This is a genomic window from Rhodoferax sp. GW821-FHT07F03 (genome assembly GCF_059418745.1).
Map to the genome: position 1 here is coordinate 24581 of NZ_JBWKQM010000008.1, position 18672 is coordinate 43252.

General features: G+C 55.3%; 15 protein-coding genes. 8 read left to right on the plus strand and 7 right to left on the minus strand.

The genetic code is table 11. The features are described from left to right. The first annotated feature begins 25 nt into the window (after positions 1-25). Positions 26-1036: an SLAC1 anion channel family protein gene (locus AC07R0_RS13280; RefSeq protein ID WP_495105350.1), complete on the plus strand. Its 1011-nt coding sequence runs from the start codon at positions 26-28 to the stop codon at positions 1034-1036. Between the two features lie 22 nt (positions 1037-1058). Here the strand turns inward: AC07R0_RS13280 and cysC are convergent, their stop codons facing one another. Beyond that, positions 1059-1592 (minus strand): adenylyl-sulfate kinase, encoded by a 534-nt coding sequence (gene cysC, locus AC07R0_RS13285; protein WP_495105165.1) that lies wholly within the window; start codon positions 1590-1592, stop codon positions 1059-1061. Between the two features lie 391 nt (positions 1593-1983). Between cysC and AC07R0_RS13290 the strand changes: the two genes are divergently transcribed. The 6 genes from AC07R0_RS13290 (at position 1984) to AC07R0_RS13315 (ending at position 9686) form a co-directional block, all read left to right on the plus strand. Next, complete coding sequence (locus AC07R0_RS13290; RefSeq protein ID WP_495105166.1) at positions 1984-3207, plus strand: sensor histidine kinase; 1224 nt, start codon at positions 1984-1986, stop codon at positions 3205-3207. Positions 3208-3328: 121 nt separating this feature from the next. Next, a complete protein-coding gene (locus AC07R0_RS13295) occupies positions 3329-4024 on the plus strand; it encodes a methyltransferase (protein ID WP_495074510.1) in 696 nt (231 codons plus the stop codon). Beyond that, the gene (locus AC07R0_RS13300; RefSeq protein ID WP_495105167.1) at positions 4024-5268 is read left to right on the plus strand and encodes a hypothetical protein; all 1245 of its coding nucleotides are present in this window, start codon (positions 4024-4026) and stop codon (positions 5266-5268) included. The genes AC07R0_RS13295 and AC07R0_RS13300 overlap by 1 nt, the downstream gene beginning before the upstream one ends. Continuing rightward, positions 5265-6089 (plus strand): arginase family protein, encoded by an 825-nt coding sequence (locus AC07R0_RS13305; protein ID WP_495105168.1) that lies wholly within the window; start codon positions 5265-5267, stop codon positions 6087-6089. Before AC07R0_RS13300 ends, AC07R0_RS13305 begins: the two co-directional genes overlap by 4 nt. Next, entirely contained in the window at positions 6086-7135 is a 1050-nt protein-coding gene (locus tag AC07R0_RS13310; protein WP_495105169.1) for an ABC transporter substrate-binding protein, read from the plus strand. Before AC07R0_RS13305 ends, AC07R0_RS13310 begins: the two co-directional genes overlap by 4 nt. A gap of 10 nt (positions 7136-7145) precedes the next feature. Continuing rightward, on the plus strand, positions 7146-9686 hold the full coding sequence (locus tag AC07R0_RS13315) for an ATP-binding protein (RefSeq protein WP_495105170.1): 2541 nt from the start codon (positions 7146-7148) through the stop codon (positions 9684-9686). A 200-nt stretch (positions 9687-9886) separates the two neighbouring features. On the opposite strand, the gene AC07R0_RS13320 is transcribed toward AC07R0_RS13315, so the two are convergent. After that, positions 9887-10267, minus strand: coding sequence for a hypothetical protein (locus AC07R0_RS13320; protein WP_495074505.1), 381 nt, complete (start codon positions 10265-10267; stop codon positions 9887-9889). Position 10268: 1 nt separating this feature from the next. Next, positions 10269-10637: a TraR/DksA family transcriptional regulator gene (locus AC07R0_RS13325; RefSeq protein WP_495105171.1), complete on the minus strand. Its 369-nt coding sequence runs from the start codon at positions 10635-10637 to the stop codon at positions 10269-10271. Between the two features lie 255 nt (positions 10638-10892). On the opposite strand from AC07R0_RS13325, the gene AC07R0_RS13330 reads away from it, so the two are divergent. Further along, on the plus strand, positions 10893-11876 hold the full coding sequence (locus AC07R0_RS13330) for an aldo/keto reductase (protein WP_495105172.1): 984 nt from the start codon (positions 10893-10895) through the stop codon (positions 11874-11876). 86 nt (positions 11877-11962) lie between these two features. Here AC07R0_RS13330 and AC07R0_RS13335 read toward each other — a convergent pair whose 3' ends face one another. The 4 genes from AC07R0_RS13335 to AC07R0_RS13350 all read right to left on the minus strand — a co-directional run bounded on the left by AC07R0_RS13335 (position 11963) and on the right by AC07R0_RS13350 (position 18426). Then, positions 11963-13342 carry a c-type cytochrome gene (locus tag AC07R0_RS13335; RefSeq protein ID WP_495105173.1) on the minus strand — a complete coding sequence of 460 codons (1380 nt, stop codon included), beginning with the start codon at positions 13340-13342 and terminating at the stop codon, positions 11963-11965. Next, positions 13339-15120, minus strand: coding sequence for a GMC family oxidoreductase (locus AC07R0_RS13340; RefSeq protein ID WP_495105174.1), 1782 nt, complete (start codon positions 15118-15120; stop codon positions 13339-13341). Before AC07R0_RS13340 ends, AC07R0_RS13335 begins: the two co-directional genes overlap by 4 nt. 3 nt (positions 15121-15123) lie before the next feature. Next, positions 15124-15822 (minus strand): gluconate 2-dehydrogenase subunit 3 family protein, encoded by a 699-nt coding sequence (locus AC07R0_RS13345; protein ID WP_495105175.1) that lies wholly within the window; start codon positions 15820-15822, stop codon positions 15124-15126. Between the two features lie 258 nt (positions 15823-16080). Then, the gene (locus AC07R0_RS13350) at positions 16081-18426 is read right to left on the minus strand and encodes a putative bifunctional diguanylate cyclase/phosphodiesterase (RefSeq protein WP_495105176.1); all 2346 of its coding nucleotides are present in this window, start codon (positions 18424-18426) and stop codon (positions 16081-16083) included. Between the last annotated feature and the right edge of the window lie 246 nt (positions 18427-18672).

Below are 18672 nucleotides of genomic sequence, written 5' to 3' on the forward strand. Positions count from 1 at the left end.
AGCCAAAATATTCATCGTGCCAAACCTGTCCATCACTCCGTCCCTGAACCCGTCTCTCGACACGTCCGCCGTGCGCCATTCGCCGCCTGCCGCAGCGTCGATCCGCAACCTGCCGGTCAATTTGTTTGGCGCGGTGATGGGGCTCAGCGGGCTGGCCCTGGCCTGGCGGCTGGCGCACAGCAGCCTGGGGGTGCCGGCCTGGATCGGCGAGGGTGTAGGCGCATTCGCCGTGGGCGTTTTTCTGCTGCTGGCCTGGGGCTATGTGGCGAAGCTGGTGACGCATCCACAGGCGGTGCGGGCCGAGTTTCAACACCCGGTGGCCGGCAACTTCTTTGGCACTATCGCAATCTCGTTGTTGTTGCTGTCTGCTGTTACCGCTCCGTATAGCCCAGCGGCTGCCCGCGTTGTCTGGACCGTGGGCGTGCTGGCGACGTTTGCGTTGTGCTACCTCGTGGTTTCGCGCCTGCTGAATGGCCAGGTGGATGCTTCGCATGCGGTGCCGGCCTGGATTGTTCCGTGCGTGGCCACGCTGGACATCCCGGTGACCGGTGCGCAGATGCCTATGGCCTGGGTGGCTGAGGTGAATTTGCTTGCCGGTGCGGTCGGCGCCGTGCTGGCGCTGGTGCTCTTCGCGATGATTATTAGCCGGCTGGTGCACCGCGATCCGCTCGTGCCGGGCATGATGCCGTCGCTGATGATTCTGGTGGCGCCGTTTGCGGTGGGCTTTCTGGCCTACAGCAATATCGTGGGCAGCATAGACCGTTTTGCTGCGCTGCTGTTCTACTTCGCACTATTCATGTTCGCCGTGGTCGCGCCTAAGGTGTTCCGCCCCAGTGTGAGGTTTTCTGCGGCCTGGTGGGCGATCAGCTTCCCCATGGCTGCGCTGGTGAATGCTGCGTTGAGGTACGCGGAGTTGCGCGGTAGCGCACCGCTCTGGGTTCTTGCCACGGTGTTGCTGGGCGCGCTCAGCCTGGCCTTGGCGGTCCTTACCCTGCGAACCCTAAGGAGCGCACTCGATGGGACGTTGTGCAAGTAATTAGTTGTGGTGTTGCTCGCACTTAATCAAGCAAGCGTGCCGCAAGTATGTCCATGCTCAAGCGGACGCATTCGTTCAAATCTTGTATTCCCGTATTGAAGGACAAATGGGGGGACAGTGGCGCTTCATACGGGGCGCTGATTCCGGTAAAGCTGCTAATGTCGCCACTGCGTGCCCGACGGTAGAGGCCTTTGGGGTCGCGGGCCTCACATATCTCCATGGGGGTCGCCAAGTACACCTCAATGAACCGTGTCGGACCTATGGTTTGGCGTGCCATGTTCCGGTCATCGCGGTACGGAGATATCAGCGCAGCAATGGCCATAGTTCCTTCGTCATTCAATTGACGGCACAAGTTGGCGACGCGGCGAATGTTTTCACGGCGATCTTCCCGCGAGAAGCCGAGATCGCGGCTCAGCTGTTGACGTATCAGGTCGCCGTCCAGTACTTGGCACGACGCCCCATCCGCAGTGAGTGCTTCAGCCAGCGCTTGAGCCAAACTGGTTTTACCTGAGGCGCTGAGCCCAGTCAGCCAAAGAGTACAAGCTAGCTTTGACATTCTTACTCCTGTTCGATCGGACCAACCGAGGAAGGCAAACTTTGACGATTGTGAACACATCCAGATGCGGCCCGCGTGCCAGAGATGCCAAACGGCGCTGATTGATTTTCTGAACGGTGATGCTATGGTCGTTCCATCTTCGATATTGACAATTTAAATGGCAATTCGAGGTGTGTTTTATCCTCAATATTGGGGATGCGGACTCGCTGCTACTCTGGTCCTCCTCACCTCTGTAGCAGAGTCCCCATTGCAGTTTTTGAGCATGTGCGACATGCTAAACAACGTTTGGGGCAAGTTGGTTTTTATTACGCATTCCGTGGTTTCCTGACGTTGCTGCAGGAAAGATGTTTTGCGAATTAATTGTTGGTTTCAACAGCAGACAGGAGGTCTGATGGCCGAATCGGGAGTCCATCCCAATCCCCATATCCTGATCGTTGACGACGAAGCGGTGCACATGCGCGCTTTGTGCGATATTTTGGGTAGCCACGACTATAGGACAACCGGTCTCGTCTCTGGAGAGGTTGCGCTGGAGTTGCTGCAAACAGAGACATTCGATTTGTTGCTATCTGATCTGATGATGCCTGGCATCAACGGTATTGCCTTAGTGCAAGCGGCAATCAAGATGGACCCCAATCTCGCCTGCATCATCATGACGGGTGAGGGCTCCATCGCTTCTGCGGTGCAGGCAATGAAAGTCGGTGCCCATGACTACATTGTCAAACCTTTCAAAATAGCGGTCATTCTTCCCGTCCTTGCGCGCGCACTGGAGACGCGGCGGTTGCGCATCGAAAACGCGATTTTGGAGCAGCGCCAACGGACCCATGCTGCTGAACTCAACATATTGAACCGAGAGCTGGAGGCGGCAAAAAAAGAGGCGGAACGCACCAATCAGGAAAAATCAAAATTCCTGTCGCATATGAGCCATGAGCTACGCACGCCGCTCAATGCCATTCTTGGATTTGCACAAATCCTGAAATCAGAGTCAATTCCATCGACACTTGAAGAAAAGAGAAAATTTGCTACGCATATTGAAAGTGCGGGAAAGCATTTGCTCACATTAATTAACGGTGTTCTCGATATTGCGCAGGTTGAATCAGGGAATATATCTATTTCATTGGAGTTGATTCCCTTGGCGCTCATTTTTGATGAGTGTCAGACAATGATAGGACCCATAGCAGAAAAATATAAAATTGGAATGACTTATCCAGAGAATATTGATTTGTTCGTGTTTTCTGATAAAACACGGCTGAAGCAGGTGTTGATAAATTTATTATCAAATGCAATCAAATACAACACAAAACATGGAACGGTCACGGTATATTGTCAACCCATAAAAACTGACCGCATTCGAATTTCTGTCGTGGATACTGGGATTGGGCTCAGTTCCGAGCAATTAAAAGAAATATTCCAGCCATTCAATCGTCTTGGAAGAGAAAAATCTCAGGAGGAGGGCTCTGGAATTGGTCTTGCCTTCACTAAAAAAATAATAGAAGCCATGCATGCGGAAATTGGCGTTAACAGTGCCGTAGGTCTCGGTAGCACTTTTTGGATTGAGCTTCCGGTTAATAAATTAACCGCACCAGTATCGAATGATTTTGTTGGTGAGCCAAGTTGATTGCTTGGATGTGAGGCCATTAGCTGTCCAATAAGGTTTTTGTATTTTTGCAGGCCAAATGCAACGATCTGGTTTTTTTGTCGATGAGGTATGGTTGTTTAATTTTTAAAAGGTGGAACTTATGGAAAATAAATCTGCTTTAGAAGATGCAAAAATAAATCGCTGGCAAAAGGGGCGGCAAAAATTATTCAAATCGGTATCGCCTGAAGGAAAGGTTGTTAAATATTTGGGAAAAGAATTTTTGGTTTACCCAAATACATTTTGGCCGTTTACGGATAGCAAGCCTCTAGTGAAAAATTTCCACGTGCAGAGTGGAGAGAGCGTACTGGATGTTGGAACGGGGTCAGGTGTTATTGCTATTTTTTCTTGCTATCAAGGGGCGGGTAAGGTAGTTGGAGTTGATATTAATCCTGCTGCAATTAAAAGTGCAAAATATAATGCCAAATCTCATGGTTTTGAGAAAATCATGAAGGTTGTTAAGTCTAATTTGTTTGATAACCTGAAGGGTCAAAAGTTTGACGTTATTACGGCGAATATTCCATTTAGGGATAAATTTGCCCACGATATAGTTGCCAGGGCACAATGGGACACGGACTTCCAAACAAACACACGTTTCTTTGCAGAGGTTGGAGAGCATTTGAATCCAAATGGTCGTATATATTTTATACATTCCAATTTTGGAGAAACGGAACGAGTAAAAAAACTTGCCAAAGAGGCTGGATTTTCCGTGAAGGCGATAGGGCGTGAGTCGGCCGATAAATCAGAAACCAAAGTGTTTCACGCGTTTCTTATGAAGAGAGTGGCAAAAGTGGAATGATGCCGGGTGATCTCATTAAAGCCGTGAATGCAGCTCGAAATATTCAGCATTCCGAGCTGAATGTTTTAGTGAAAAGAGTTGCTGTGATTTTGTGTAGCCCTCGATCAGGGTCAAGTTTGTTAAAAAATGCATTGGAATCGCATCCTGGCGTCGCTTCATTGGATGGTGAGATTGAGCCTTTTCTTGTATTAACAGAAAATGGCTTTGGGTATAACTCGGATAGTGATGCGATTGGTAATTTAAATAATAAAAAATGTTTGATTGACAATATTTTCGACGAGCTTTCTACCTTTTCGGATGATGTTCCCGGTGCAAATTTTCTGGTAAAGAAATATGCAAAAAGATTTTTGTTGCAATTTCCTGTGAAGTTTTCGAAGAGTGCTGGCTTTGAGGATCTTCTTCGTATTTTACGCAGTATTTTTGATGAAAATAAAAATTGGGCTCATATAGAAAATGAGCGTGATCTAGATAAATTTGTTCTATCCAAGGTTTTTGAGAATGAGGCTTGGCGAATCAATTATTACGATGGAAATTTATCTGCAAATGAAAACCTCTGGTTTGATGAGTGCTTGAAAATTGAGGAGCCCCCATTTGTCATGCCCAGAATTAAACGGAGACCATTTGGTTCTGAGGATGTTGAGAGTAAAGTTTTGCTTTTTAAAACTCCACCGGATGTTTACCGAATCGGAATGTATGAGGATATTTTTCCGAATGCCATCGTTAAATATATTCACTTGACGCGTGGGTATGCGCAGTCTGTCAATGGTTTAATGGATGGTTGGTTGTCTCCTGTGGGGTTTTTTTCCCATGACTTAAGAAAATATGGGCTAAGTTTAAATATCGAAGGTTACTCTGATTGCGTTCCGTTTGGAAAATCGTGGTGGAAGTTTGATTTGCCACCGAATTGGAGAGATTTCCAAAATGAAAAATTGGAGAATGTTTGCCTTAATCAATGGTTGTCTTCACACCAAGCTATTATTTCTAGTGGTGTAGATGCTCTTCGGGTTGCTTTTGAGGATTTTTTGATGACACCACTTGCGGTGGTTAAAAGAATTGAAAAATACTTAGGGTTGCATGAAATGGAGGTCCTAAATGATCTCCCTGTTTTAATGGCAACCGAGACTCCAGCACTGAAGCGATGGAGAAAAAGGAATGATTTGCTGCTTACGCTAGGTCGCCGAGAAGAGGTTGCTAGCATGATGGGTTTGTTGGGTTATGAGATGAACTCGGAAACCTGGTTATGAACAATCATTTGATTGTTCCGTTCTTAATGGGGCAAAGACGTGATGGTCTTTGTCGTCTTCGAGAGTTAGACGATCATGTTTGGGACGTGCTTGCTGTTTCTGAACTGGACAAAGTAAGTATTGATGATCCAGATGAAAAGCTACGAAGAATGGGTGGGATTTATCGTGTGCTATCAAATAAAGTGAAAGAATTGGCAAGCATGGGTTTGCGTCCCATTAGCGTTGCTGGAGATTGTGTTTCTACATTGGGTGTTTTAAGCGGCTTGCAAAAGGCTGGAAAAACACCAGATCGTATTCTTTGGTTGGATGCCCATGGTGATTTTCATACTTGGGAGACATCGATCACAAAATATATTGGAGGCATGCCACTGGCTATGTTGGTTGGTCGAATTGAGCACGGTGGTTCCCATTATAAGGCCTTAAATTCGATGTTTGCGGATATCGGCTTTACCCCTTATGCTGAAAATAAAATCATATTATCAGATGCCCGCGATCTTGATGCTTCTGAAAAAGATGCATTGCACAATTCTGAAATTACTGTTTGTGGTATTTCGGAGGTTCTCAAGAATTTTAATTCCGATGAAAGCCTATATATTCATTGGGATACCGATGTGGTGGATGCAGAGGCGGAAACTCCTGCTCTAAAGTATCATGTGAAAAATGGCCCAACGTATTCAGAGATTGAGGCTCTTTTTAAAACTCTTTCTTTTGCAAATATTGTTGCAGTCTCCGTGTCTGCCTGGCATGAAGAAAAGGATGTCGGAAATAAGGCGGCAATCGCCTGTTTAAAGGTTATAAATGCTTTGAGGGCACCTCGATGATGAAAGAGATACAGACACCTGGTATGCGAAAAGCCTCCATATTTATGCTGGTGGGCGGAGTTAGTTTGTTGTTGGCCGTGTTGTTTGGGGTTTTTATTTGGTTCAAATATGCATCTCTGGTGTCAGCGAATTTGCAGTCCGAGCAAGTTGTTTTGGCCGTGAATACTGAATATGTGGGTAGTTGTTCCGTCATTGTTGCCCAGGAAGAGGGTTTTTTTAAAAATGAAGGACTTCAGGTTTCAATTAAACCTTATACCAGTGGAAAAGCTGCCATGGCAGCGATTACTCAAAAGAATGCTGATTTAGGTACGGTTGCCGATATTCCTGTAATGTTTGCTGGTTTGGATGCAACCCCAATTTCTGTAATTGCAACAATTTTTTCGGGAGAAAAAGACCATGGAATTGTTGGCAGAAAAGACAGAGGAATCAATGTGCCTAGCAATCTAAAAGGGAAAAATGTTGGTGTTCCTCTAGGTACATCGGCTCACTTTACTTTGGACGCATTTCTTAATCGGCAAAAATTGCTGGCAACTGAAGTGACAGTGCATAACTATAAGCCGGAGGAATTGCCTGCTGCACTTGCAGAAGGAAAGGTGGATGCAGTTGCTATATGGGAACCATATTTAGGCAATGCGATGGAGAAACTTGGAAATAATGGTGTTGTTTTTTATGGTCAGGATGTATATGAAAGCATCTATAACATGGTTGGAACGCAGAACTATGTTTCGCAGCATCCTGAAACTGTAAAGAAGGTTTTAGGTGCATTGATTCATGCAGCAAAAATATGCAACAATAATCCAGAGGTCGCTCAGAAAATTGTCTCTAAGGCTACAAAAATTCAAATTGAAAAACTGAGGGCTGATTGGTCGTCATATCAGTTTGATATTGTTTTGGATCAAGGATTGATATTGGCCTTGGAGGATGAGGCTCGTTGGGCCATAAAGAAAAAAATGACCGATAAACTGAAGGTGCCAAATTATTTGAATAATATGTATATTGGTGGATTGGAATTCGTCAACCCATCCGCCGTGACAGTTATTCATTGAGAGTTTTACCGTGAAAATCTCTACACGACTAAAACTTATTGAGCTATTTTGTGGGGTAGTGGTCGCCATCATTGTGGGCGTTTTACTATTTACAACTTCACAAATGAAGAGGGAGCTTGTAAAAAATGAGCAAGCCGGTGAGGTTTTACGTGCAGTTACCGCTCTCCGATATCTTTCGATGGAATATGAGCTTCACCATGAAGAGCGTGCACAGGAACAATGGCAATTGAAGTCTGCTTCTTTTTCCAAATTTCTTGCGGAAACGATGGGCTCAAATGATTTAGACGATGCAGAAATTATTGGAGATCTTCGACGCAACCAAGAAGACGTTGGAAGATTGTTCGGTTTATTAGTGGCGAATCGCCATGAACTCGAAAACGATCAGGGTCGAAGAGAAATACTTGAGGAGTTGGAGTCCAGATTGTCTGGACAGATATCAAACAAAACCCAAGCCATGATTTCTGACGCTTTGGTTTTGTCGGAGCGTAGTCGCAATGCTGTGCTTGATGCGCAACACAGAGCGAATGTTACGGTGATTGCGTTTGGCCTGTTGGTTGTGCTGGCTATTGCTTTTACTATCTTTATCACGTTGAGAAGCGTAACGCGACCGCTCGAGAGACTTCGTGAAGGCACGAAGGTGGTTGGTGAAGGTAATCTTGATTTTGTCTTAGGCGCGGCTTCGCAAGATGAAATTGGCGAACTCGCTCGTGCGTTTGACGGCATGACGGAAAAATTGAAGTTAACCACCGTTTCACGAGATGAACTGCTCAACGCCAATGAGACGCTCGCATCTGAAATTCTGGTTCGTCAACAGGCTGAGCAAAAGGCACATGCGCAACTTGAGCGGTTGAATCTGCTGCATCAGATTACCCGTTCTACGGGCGCACGCCAAGATTTACGAAGTATCTTTCAGGTGGTTATCCGTAGCCTGGAGGACCAACTGCCGATGGATTTTGTCTGCCTCTGCGTATACGACCAACCACAAAATGTGCTGATCGTTACCTGTGTGGGACTGCGCAGCGAAGCGCTGATGCATCAACTCTCTTTGGAGGAGAACGCCCGCATTTCCATAGACACGAATGGCCTATCCCTGTGCATGAAAGGGCAACTGGTATACGAGGGTGATATCAGTGGAGTAGATTTTCCTTTTCCACAACGTCTAGCCAAAGGTGGTTTGCGCGCATTGGTGATGGCTCCGCTGCTGGTGGAAAGTACGGTGTTTGGTGTCTTGGTCGTTGCGCGACAACAGCCGAACAGTTTTAGTAGTGGTGAGTGTGAATTCCTCCGGCAATTGTGTGAGCACGTTGCGCTCGCTGCCAACCAAGCGCAGTTGTATACCGCTTTGCAGCAAGCCTATGACGATCTACGTCAGACGCAGCAATCGGTGATGCAGCAAGAACGGTTGCGTGCGCTGGGTCAAATGGCCAGTGGGATTGCGCACGATATCAATAATGCTATTTCTCCAATCGCGCTATACACGGAGTTGCTGCTGGAAACTGAGCCCAACCTGAGCAACCGTGGCCGCAACCATTTGGAGGTGATCCAGCGGGCCATTGACGATGTGGCCGCAACGGTCGCTCGGATGAGGGAGTTTTATCGGCAACGTGAAACGCAGCTAACTTTGAGTCCGGTAAATGCCAATCTCCTGATCCAGCAGGTGGCCGACCTGACGCGAGCGCGCTGGAGCGATATGCCACAGCAACGGGGTGTTGTGATTGAGCTGCGGACCGAACTTGACCCTGATCTTCCTTTCTTTATGGGAGTCGAGGGTGAAATACGGGAGGCATTGACGAATCTTATTTTCAATGCGGTCGATGCAATGCCTGATGGTGGCACGCTGACACTTCGCACCAGGGTTGCGGGGGTTGAGGACCGGGATAGGCAGATCGTCTCAAGACATGTGTTTATCGAAGTGAGCGATTCTGGGATCGGGATGGATGAGGACACGCGTAAACGTTGCTTGGAACCATTTTTCACGACAAAAGGAGAGCGTGGAACAGGATTGGGGCTGGCAATGGTCTATGGCATGGTGGAGCGGCACAGCGCCAGCGTCGAATTGGAGTCGAAATTGGCCGTCGGGACAACGGTGCGTTTGGGCTTTCTTGTTCCTTCAGATGTTGCAGAAACTGCATCTCATGCCGACGAAAAGAGTGCGCCGTCACATTTGCGGATACTGATCGTGGACGACGACCCTTTGGTGCTGAGATCGCTGCGCGATATTTTGGCGTTTGATGGGCATACGGTGGTTTCTGCTGATGGTGGTCAAGCCGGCATTAATACGTTCCATAGTGCACAGGAGCAGGGCGAGTCATTCGCGATTGTGATTACGGACCTTGGAATGCCTTATGTAGATGGGCATAAGGTCGCTACTGCCATCAAATATTTGTCGCCGTCAACGCCCGTGATATTGCTGACGGGTTGGGGGCAGCGATTGGTTTCTGACGGCGTTGGACCCGCGAACGTGGACTGTGTGCTGAGCAAGCCGCCCAGGCTCAGGGAGCTGCGCGGAGCGCTGATCAAACTTGTTCCCACCAGCAACAGCACACTTTGATGGAGTTGAGTGTTTACCGGGTTGAATTCCAGCCGCTGGTGAATTAGCCAATATTCATCAAGTTGCTAAGGCTTGCCCATGGTGCCCCGTTGGGCATGGCTGCACTGCCGTAGATTATGTTGGCGCTGCCCACGTCGGAAGCGGGTCGGTATGACTTACCCGCTCCCAGCCCCGGAGGGGGCGTGGCAGTTCACCCCGCTTCACCCTGCAGTAGGCACACCGTCCATCAGGTTGTGTTTGTCAAACGCCTTGCGGGCCAGGGCAACCAGCTGCTTGTCCGTGGGATGGTCCACTATCTCATAGCCGATGATGTGCTGCGCGGTTGCGGGCTTGTGTTTGTCGGCATAGTGGCGAAAGTCGGCGATGGAGGTATGTGAGCCGGTGACCAGCACCTGGCTGATGCCGTCCAGCACATCGCATACATGGCCAAAGAACTCGTGCTGTGAGCGCACGGCGCTGCCGTGCTGGGCGGTGTCGTAGCTATGGGAGTGGAGCTTTTGCGGCAGCACTTGCTCGGCATCGAACTGGATGACCTGGGCGGATTGGTGGTCGGTCCAGACTACGGCGTGGAATAGTGGCATGTCAGAGTTTCCTTTCAAAAATGGAGGCACAGGCCACGCAGCGCAGGGCTTCGGGCTCAATCATCAAACGTGCAAACGGGATGGGTTGTGCGCAGTCCACGCAGATGCCAAAGCTGTCGTCCTGTAGGTGCTGCTGGGCACGCTGCACGGCAACCAGTTCAGCCGAGTCCATATCGGACAAAGCGGCTTCGACCTCGCGGTCGTTTGCGTTGGCCGGGTAGGCGCTGCTGTTTTGTGGGCGCTCTGCCAGCGTTGGGGCCAATGCGGCCAGATCTTGCCGGTGGTCGGCCAATTCACCCTCCAGCGCACGGCGGCGTTCTTGCAATACGCGGTTCAGGGTGGCCCGTTGTTCCGGGGTGAGGTGTTGCATGGTGGGACTCCTTGGACCTGATGGTCCTCCTATGCACCTGGGGCCACACTGATGCAGATCAAGGCATGGCGAAAGAGCCACAGGCTCCAGCCGTGCGCGGAGGCGCCTGGCGGCATCGGCTGTTTGCTATCTAAAGCGTAGCTGGATGCGTAGTGTTTGCCAGCGTTAACCAGGCTTTAGGGTCTATTGTTGAAGCGTCGCACTAAATGGCCCAAGGTGCGATACTTGCCGCCCGAACCAACAAGGAGACCCATCTTGCAATACCGTCCTCTCGGCCGCACTGGCTGGAATATTTCGACCGTCAGCTTCGGCGCATGGGCCATTGGCGGCACCTGGGGCGATGTGGATGACGCAGAGTCCATGGGCGCGCTGCACAAAGCGCTGGATATGGGCGTGAACTTCTTCGACAGCGCCGACGTATACGGCGATGGCCGCAGCGAACGGCTGCTGGCCCAGCTCAAGCGCGAGCGTAGCGAACCCTTCTACATTGCCACCAAGGCGGGGCGCCGCCTGAGCCCGCATGTGGCGGCTGGTTACAACCGCGAAAACCTGACCGCCTTTGTCGAGCGCAGCCTGGTGAATCTGAACACCGAGGCGCTGGACCTGCTGCAACTGCACTGCCCGCCAACCGAGGTGTTCTACATGCCCGAAGTGTTTGGCGTGCTGGACGACCTGGTGAAGGCAGGCAAGTTGCGCCACTACGGCGTGAGTGTGGAGAAGGTGGAGGAGGCGCTGAAGGCGATTGAATTCCCCGGCGTGCAGTCGGTGCAGATCATCTACAACATCTTCCGCCAGCGCCCGGCCGAGCTGTTGTTCGAACAAACGCAAAAGCGCGGCGTGGGCATTCTCGCGCGGCTGCCGCTGTCCAGTGGTCTGCTGAGTGGCAAGCTGACCAAGGACAGCACTTTCGCCGCGGACGACCACCGCCAGTTCAACCGCGAGGGCGCGGCCTTCGACAAAGGTGAAACCTTCTCTGGGCTGGATTACAACGTAGGCCTGCAAGCCGTGGACGCGCTGCGACCCCTGGTGCCCGCGGGCCAGAGCATGCCGCAGATGGCGCTGCGCTGGATACAGATGCACCCGGCGGTGACCTGCTCCATCCCCGGTGGCAAGCGCGCTATCCAGGTGGCCGACAACGTGGCCGCCGCCGACTTGCCGCCGCTGACCGACGGCACCATGCAGGCCATCGCGGGTGTGTATGAGCGCTTTGCCAAACCGCTGGTGCACCAGCGCTGGTAAGCATTGGCGCGGTTAACGCATGCTATTGAAAAAGTAGCTGCTGGCGCAGGTGCTACCTGCGCTAGAGCCCGATTTCCTTTGAATGGCTAAGGCACAGCGTTGCTGGCTGCCGGGCGCGGCGCCAAGGTGTCCGGCCGGCCCGGCGCAGACGTGGCCACGGTCGCGGCTTGCACGGGCGGCGATGTCTTGCGCAGGGCCGCCACCTGGCGCGCTGTGGCCGCACCACCCTGGTTGCCCCAACTGGTCTGGATGAAGCTGACGACGTCGGCGATGTCGGCGTCGCTGAGCAACCCGGCGTATGGCGCCATGGTGAAGGCCGAGGGCGCGGTCTGCGTGGCGGGCATGGCGCTGCCGGACAGCACGATCTTGATGCTGCTTGATGCGTCTGCGGTCTGTAGCAGCGCATTGCCGGCCAGCGCCGGGAAGGTTTTGGCAGCACCCTGGCCATCGGATCGGTGGCAGCCGGCGCAGCGGTCCAGGTAGATTTGTGCGCCGCGGCTGTTCACCACGCCGTTGTGCAGCTCCTGCGCCACGCGCGGGTCGGCTACATACGCTGCTGGCGCGGGTGCGCTGGTGGGCAAGGACTTCAGGTAGAGCGCGATGCTGGTCAGGTCGGCGTCGGTCAGGTGCTGGGTGGAATGCGCCACCACGTCATTCATGCCACCAAACGAGGCGCTGCGCTGGTTGCGTCCGGTTTTCAAAAAATCCACGATGTCACGCCCGCTCCAGCTTGCAAGGCCGCCGCCGTGGCTGTTGCGCAGGGACGGTGGGACCCAGCCGTCAACCGCGCCGCCGCCGGCCAGGTAGATGCTGTTGCCGGTATCACTCAGAGCCTTTTCCTGAAAGGCCACGCCGCGCGCCGTGTGGCAGGCGCCACAGTGGCCCAGGCCCTGCACCAGATAGGCGCCGCGCAGCAGATTCGGCTGCGGGCTTTGCGGCACGCTCATGGGGGCCGGCTGTGGCGCAAACACCATGCGCCACAGTGCCAGCGGGAAGCGCATCGATAGAGGCCAGGGAATGTCGGCCTTTTTATTCGGCGTGGGGTCGGGCTGCACGCCATGCATGAAATAGGCGTACAGCGCCTGCAGATCGTCTTCGCCCAGGCGCGAGAAAGACGGGTAGGGCATGGCCGGGTAGACGGTGTAGCCGGCCTTGGTGACGCCGGTGCGCATCAGCTTGGCGAAGTCTTCATAGCTCCAGTCGCCGATGCCGGCGGTTTTGTCGGGTGTGATGTTGGTGGAGTAGATGGCACCCACCGGCGTAGACATGGGCAGGCCGCCGGCAAATGGCTTGTCCGGTGTGGCGCTGTGGCAGGCGATGCAGTCACCGGCGCGGGCCAGGTAGGCGCCCTTGGCTAGCAGTTGGGCATCGACAGGGGCCGCGGCCTGCGCTGCGCCGGCGCAGAGTGCCAAAGCCAGTGCGGCAGCAAGTAGCAGGGTGGGGCGCTGGGTGGGGCGGGCCATCATGCATCTACCAGGGGGCGAGGGTCTTTCAGGTACTGTTCACGTATCGCCTTGGCGGCCCAGTAGGTCAGTGCGGTGGCCAGGCCGGTCGGGTTGTAACCTATGCCGATGGGGAACACACCAGAGCCGACGGCAAACACATTCGGCACGTCCCAGCTTTGCAGATAGCGGTTCAGCACGCTGGTGCTGCGGTCTTCGCCCATGGCCACACCACCGGCCCAGTGCGTGGTCTGGTAGGCGCGCAGGTCCAGGTGGTCGCCAAAATTCTTCTGGCTAACCTTGATGGATTGCGGGTTCATGGCCTTGGCCACTTTCAGCATCTCGCCGGTGACGTAGCGGCTCATCTTGATGTCGTTGTCTTTCCAGTCGAAGGTGAAGCGCATCAGCGCCTGGCCGTAGTGGTCGGTGTAGGTCGGGTCCAGATCGACATAGCAGTCGCGGTAGACCATGTTGGCGCCGTGCACGTCGAACGACACGGTGTTCAGGTAGTTGTCTTTCACCGCGCGCTTCCAACCCGCCCCCCAGTTTGGCGTGCCCGTGGGTACCGGTATGCCGCCTATCGGTTTCACACCGGCCGGGTTGCACCAGGCCGGCGCGCCGCCCACAAAGCCCAGCGGGCCGTGGTCGAAGTTGTCGGCGTTGTAGTCGTCCACCGCCACACCGGTGCCGCCGGCGCCGATAAAGGGGTTGGTGTTGGTGCCGGGTGGGAAGAACATCTGCACCGTGGACATCATCTGGTAGGCGATGTTGCGGCCCACCACGCCTTCGCCACTCACAGGGTCATAGGGCTTGCCAATACCAGACAGCAAAAACAGCCGCGCGTTGTTATAGGCAAAGGTGCTGGCGATTACCAGGTCGGCGGGTTGCTCGAAGCTCTTGCCGGTGGCGTCCACATAGGTGACGCCGGTAGCGCGCTTGCCGCTGGCGTCGAGGTTGATGCGCAGCACATTCGCGTCGGCACGCAGCTCGAAGTTGGCGGCCAGCCGCAGCGCCGGCATGATGTTCACGTTCGGCGAGGCCTTGGAGTAGTTGTAGCAGGCAAAGCCCGAGCAGAAGCCGCAGAAATTGCATGGCCCCATCTGGCAGCCATAGGGGTTGGTGTAGGGGCCGGAGGCGTTGGACGAAGGTTCGACAAAGGGGTGCAGGCCGACCTCCTTCGCTGCCTGCATGAACAGGCTGGCGGTGTAGGGCACTTTTTGCGGTGGCAGCGGGTAGTGGTCGGATCGGTCGGCCTCGAATACATTGCCTTCTCCGACCACCTGGCCCTTGACCTTGTAGGCGCGGCCGGAGGTGCCAAAGACTTTTTCAACAAAGTCGAAGTGCGGCTCCAGCTCGGCGTAGCTCACGCCGAAGTCCTGGATGGTCATACCGTCAGGGATGAAGTTCTTGCCGTAGCGCTGGGTGTAATGGGTTTTCAGCTGCAGCTCTTCGGGTGTCACACGCCAGTGCTGGCCCGACCAGTGCAGGCCGGCGCCGCCCACGCCTTCGCCGGGTTTGAAGGCGCCGATCTGCCGGTAGGGCACCGCTACATCGGCCACGCCGTGGCGGAAGGTGAACGAGCTCTTCGCCATGTTCTGGAACAGCTTGCCGCGCTGCACGAAAGTCAGCTCGTCCAGCGTTGTGGGGTAGATGCCGTCGGGGTAGGTGTCGCGGTAGGGGCCGCGCTCCAGGGCTACGACTTTCAGGCCGGCCTCGGTGAGTTCTTTCGCCATGATGGCGCCGGTCCAGCCAAAGCCGACGATGACGACATCGACCGCGGGTTTCTTGACGGTATCGCTCATGGCTTACGAACTGGACACCGGCGGCAGCGGGTACCTGGTTGCGTACTGGTCTACCCAGTCGATGTAGTCGCCGCGCGCGCCCGGAAAGCCGACCATCTTCCAGGCTGCCATGTTCTTGTTGCCGCCATGCTTGGGGTCGCAGAAGTAGCCTTCGCGGGTATTCGTCAGCAGCTGCGCGAAGAAGGTCTTGGGCGGCACTGTGCCTATGGCCAGCGTGCCGGCTTCCAGCCCGGTCAGCACCGCGTCCTGCTCGGCCGGGGTCAGATCGGTGAAAGGTTTGCTGTGTTGCTGCTGTATGGCCTGTGCCAATGCAGCCAGGGCCTGGCGGTACAGCTCGCGCGGGCTTTGCGCCAACTGGTAGCCGAATTCATCGGCGGCGGTGGGCACGAACGGCGCCTGCATGAACCACAGCGCACCATGGCCGTAGGGCTGGTCCATCTGCCGGTCGATGAACTCGGGTACACCGGCCTCGGTGGCGCTGGGGCCAGTGGGATCGGCCGGGATCAGGCGCTCCACCAGGGCTGACAGCAGCTGCCATTCCTGTGGGGTGAAATAGCCTGGGCTGTAGCTGGCAGGGCTGCTGCCGACAGGGGTTGAACTGGCCAGGCCGAGTGTGCTGCCCAGCGTCGCCAGCGCCGGTGCGGTTTTGACAGCGCCGCGCAAAAAGCGGCGGCGCGAGGCGGAAATGCCAATTATCTTCATAGCCTGTCCTGGTACGGAGCCCGCAGGAGAATCCCTGCCTGTGGGGCTACGGTAGATGCCCTGTCGGCGGTCGGCACGTACGGTAGCGTGCGCGCCGATATTGCTTCAGTTGCTATGATAAAAATAGCTACTGGCGCTGAAGAATTATGCGCTGCAGCCCTTTTTTTGTTGTACTGATTTTGTAACGGACCTAGTGCAGCGAGGCGGGACACAGCTGCCGCGTTCTTGTTCTTCTTGGCCGCTGGTTCACTGCAGAGGTTACGCCAGCCGCTCCAGTACGGCGGCCAGACTCAGTGGGCGGGCAAAGTAGTAGCCCTGGCCGGTGGTGCAGGCCAGCTGTGTCAGGCGCTGGCATTGTTCGGCGGTTTCTATGCCCTCGGCCGTGGTGACCATGTGCAGGCCGCTGGCCAGGTCGATGACGGAGCGCACGATGGCATCCGACTCCGCGTTGTCGCCAATGTGCATGACGAAAGAGCGGTCGATCTTTAGCTTGTTGAACGGGAAGCTGCGTAAATAGGCCAGTGACGAGTAGCCCGTGCCGAAATCGTCCAGCGCAATGCGGATGCCGGCGCTGCGCAGGCGGTGTAGTGCGGCCAGCACGTCGTCGGTGTCGGCCAGAAAGACGGACTCGGTGATCTCCAGCTCTAGCCGCTGCGGGTCCAGGCCGGTTCTTTCCAGCACGGCCAGTATCTTGTCCACCAGCAGCGCGTCGTCAAACTGGCTGGCCGACAGGTTGACCGCCATCAGCAGTGCATCGGGCAACTGGCGGGCCGCCTGGCAGGCGGTTTCCAGCACCCACAGACCGATGTCGCTGATCAGCCCGGCTTCTTCGGCGATGGAGATGAATTCTGCCGGCGAGACGCTGCCAAAGCGCATGCTGGACCAGCGCAGCAGGGCTTCCACGCCCGTCATCTGCTGGCCGGTGAGCGAGACCTGGGGCTGGTAGACCAGATGCAACTCGCCCTGTTGCAAGGCGTGGCGCAGATCGTCTTCCAGGGCGATGCGGCGGCGGGATTTTTCGTCCATGGCCGGTGAGAAAAAATGGGCCTGCCGCCGGCCACGGGCCTTGGCCTCGTACAGCGCCAGATCGGCGTGGTGGAGTACTTCGTCGGCGTGCCGGCCGTCCTGCGGCAGCAGGGCGATGCCGATACTGGTGTGCGGCGTGCAGCGTATGCCGGACAGGTTGCAGGGCTGCTCTATGGTCTGCATCAGGCGCTCGGTGAACAGGCGCACTTCGTCGGGCTGGGCGATGCCGTCGAGCAGTATGGCGAATTCATCTCCGCCCAGGCGGGCGACCATGTCACGGGCCCGGATGGCGCCGACCATGCGTTGGGCCACGGTCTTCAGCAGCAGGTCACCGTTGGCATGGCCGTGGGCGTCGTTCACGCGCTTGAAGTTGTCCATGTCGATGCACAGCAGTGCTGCGCTGCCCGGGGTGCCACCGTTCTGGGTGCACAACTGCTGCAGCCGGTGCTGGAAATGGCGGCGGTTGGCCAGGCCGGTGAGTGCGTCGAAATGCGCCAGGCGGTGCATTTCGTCTTCGGCGTGCTTGCGGTCGGTGATGTCGGCACCCACGCCGCGCCAGCCGTGCTGGTTCTGGTCGGCCTGGCCTGCTTGGCCCAGCAGGAATACAGGCTTGGCGGTTAGCGCCCACCAGCGCTGCTTGCCGTTGAGTATTACAGGTACAACCAGGTCGCGGAAGGGCTGGGGTGTGGCCAGCGCCTCCTGCAGTTTGTCCAGGTACTGCGCGGTGTCGTCGGGCGCCTGGGGGTAGGCGGCCTGGGTGCGTGCAATCAGCGTAACCAGGCTTTGGTCAGCGTCTTGCAGCGGGTCGAATTGCAGGGCTTTGGACAGCCGGCTGGAGGTGCGGCCCAGTTGCCCGCTGGGTGACAGCTCCCACAGAAAGTCGCTGGAGTTTTCTTCGAAGTCGCGCAGCAGCAGGCCAACGATCTGCTCTTTGTGGGCGGCGTCGGCTTCGGCCACCAGGCGCGAGCCGTAGGAGCGGGCCATGACGCGCACCGAGGCGACCACCACCAGGCTGTATACCAGCAGCAGGTAGAGCAGCACATGCGCACCCGGCAGCGCGATGCGCAGCAGGCCGATGGCGGAGCCCAGAGTCAGAATGCCCACATAGGACATTGCCGCTGCGGGTACGGTCACCAGGGCAAAGCCGCCCGCGCAGATCATTCCGCAGGAAATGATGGTCAGCATGTGCTGGTCTTGTGGCGCCGCGCCGGGCAGCAGCAGCGCGGGCAATAGGCCCCACAACGCACCCAGTCCGGCAGCGTGGCGCAGTGCGCGCCGCATGGCTTTCAGCGAAGCCCGGGGCCGGGGCGGACGGTTGCGTGTGCGGTACCAGGCCCTCAGGCCCTGGCCGGCAAATACCAGCAAGGCCAGGAACCAGAGCCACAGCCATTGGGCATGGGTGGGCATGCGGGACATGACGACGGCAGCGTTGAACAAGTTGACCAGCATGGCCAACGGGGTCAGGCCCAGCACGGCCTGGAGTTGCTTGGCGCGGAAACTGGCGGCCAGGGGTTCTTCCGCCTCGTACGGCGCCATGAACCGGCGAAAGCGTGCCAGCACGTTAGCGATGCTCTGCATAACTCTGACGAGAATGTGGTGGCGCAGATCTGGATGGGATGCAAGGTGCATTTTGCAGCCGATAGCCGTAGCTATTGGCCAGAAATGCGAGGCAGCAGACCGCCCAAGGCCGTGCTGCCACAGACCGCGGGGAGTGGCGCAGAGCGTCCCTAAACATATGCAGTTCTGTCACGCTTGCCATCGTTGGAGATCTGGGCGATCCCTTGTTATTCGTCTGCTGGAAACGGCAACATTTCCGACCCTGTT

Bases quoted from the DNA above. Each gene is read 5' to 3' on its own strand.
- cysC (WP_495105165.1), bottom strand. From the start codon at position 1,592: ATGTCAAAGCTAGCTTGTACTCTTTGGCTGACTGGGCTCAGCGCCTCA.
- AC07R0_RS13290 (WP_495105166.1), top strand. From the start codon at position 1,984: ATGGCCGAATCGGGAGTCCATCCCAATCCCCATATCCTGATCGTTGAC.
- AC07R0_RS13295 (WP_495074510.1), top strand. From the start codon at position 3,329: ATGGAAAATAAATCTGCTTTAGAAGATGCAAAAATAAATCGCTGGCAA.
- AC07R0_RS13300 (WP_495105167.1), top strand. From the start codon at position 4,024: ATGCCGGGTGATCTCATTAAAGCCGTGAATGCAGCTCGAAATATTCAG.
- AC07R0_RS13305 (WP_495105168.1), top strand. From the start codon at position 5,265: ATGAACAATCATTTGATTGTTCCGTTCTTAATGGGGCAAAGACGTGAT.
- AC07R0_RS13310 (WP_495105169.1), top strand. From the start codon at position 6,086: ATGATGAAAGAGATACAGACACCTGGTATGCGAAAAGCCTCCATATTT.
- AC07R0_RS13320 (WP_495074505.1), bottom strand. From the start codon at position 10,267: ATGCCACTATTCCACGCCGTAGTCTGGACCGACCACCAATCCGCCCAG.
- AC07R0_RS13325 (WP_495105171.1), bottom strand. From the start codon at position 10,637: ATGCAACACCTCACCCCGGAACAACGGGCCACCCTGAACCGCGTATTG.
- AC07R0_RS13335 (WP_495105173.1), bottom strand. From the start codon at position 13,342: ATGATGGCCCGCCCCACCCAGCGCCCCACCCTGCTACTTGCTGCCGCA.
- AC07R0_RS13340 (WP_495105174.1), bottom strand. From the start codon at position 15,120: ATGAGCGATACCGTCAAGAAACCCGCGGTCGATGTCGTCATCGTCGGC.
- AC07R0_RS13345 (WP_495105175.1), bottom strand. From the start codon at position 15,822: ATGAAGATAATTGGCATTTCCGCCTCGCGCCGCCGCTTTTTGCGCGGC.
- AC07R0_RS13350 (WP_495105176.1), bottom strand. From the start codon at position 18,426: ATGCAGAGCATCGCTAACGTGCTGGCACGCTTTCGCCGGTTCATGGCG.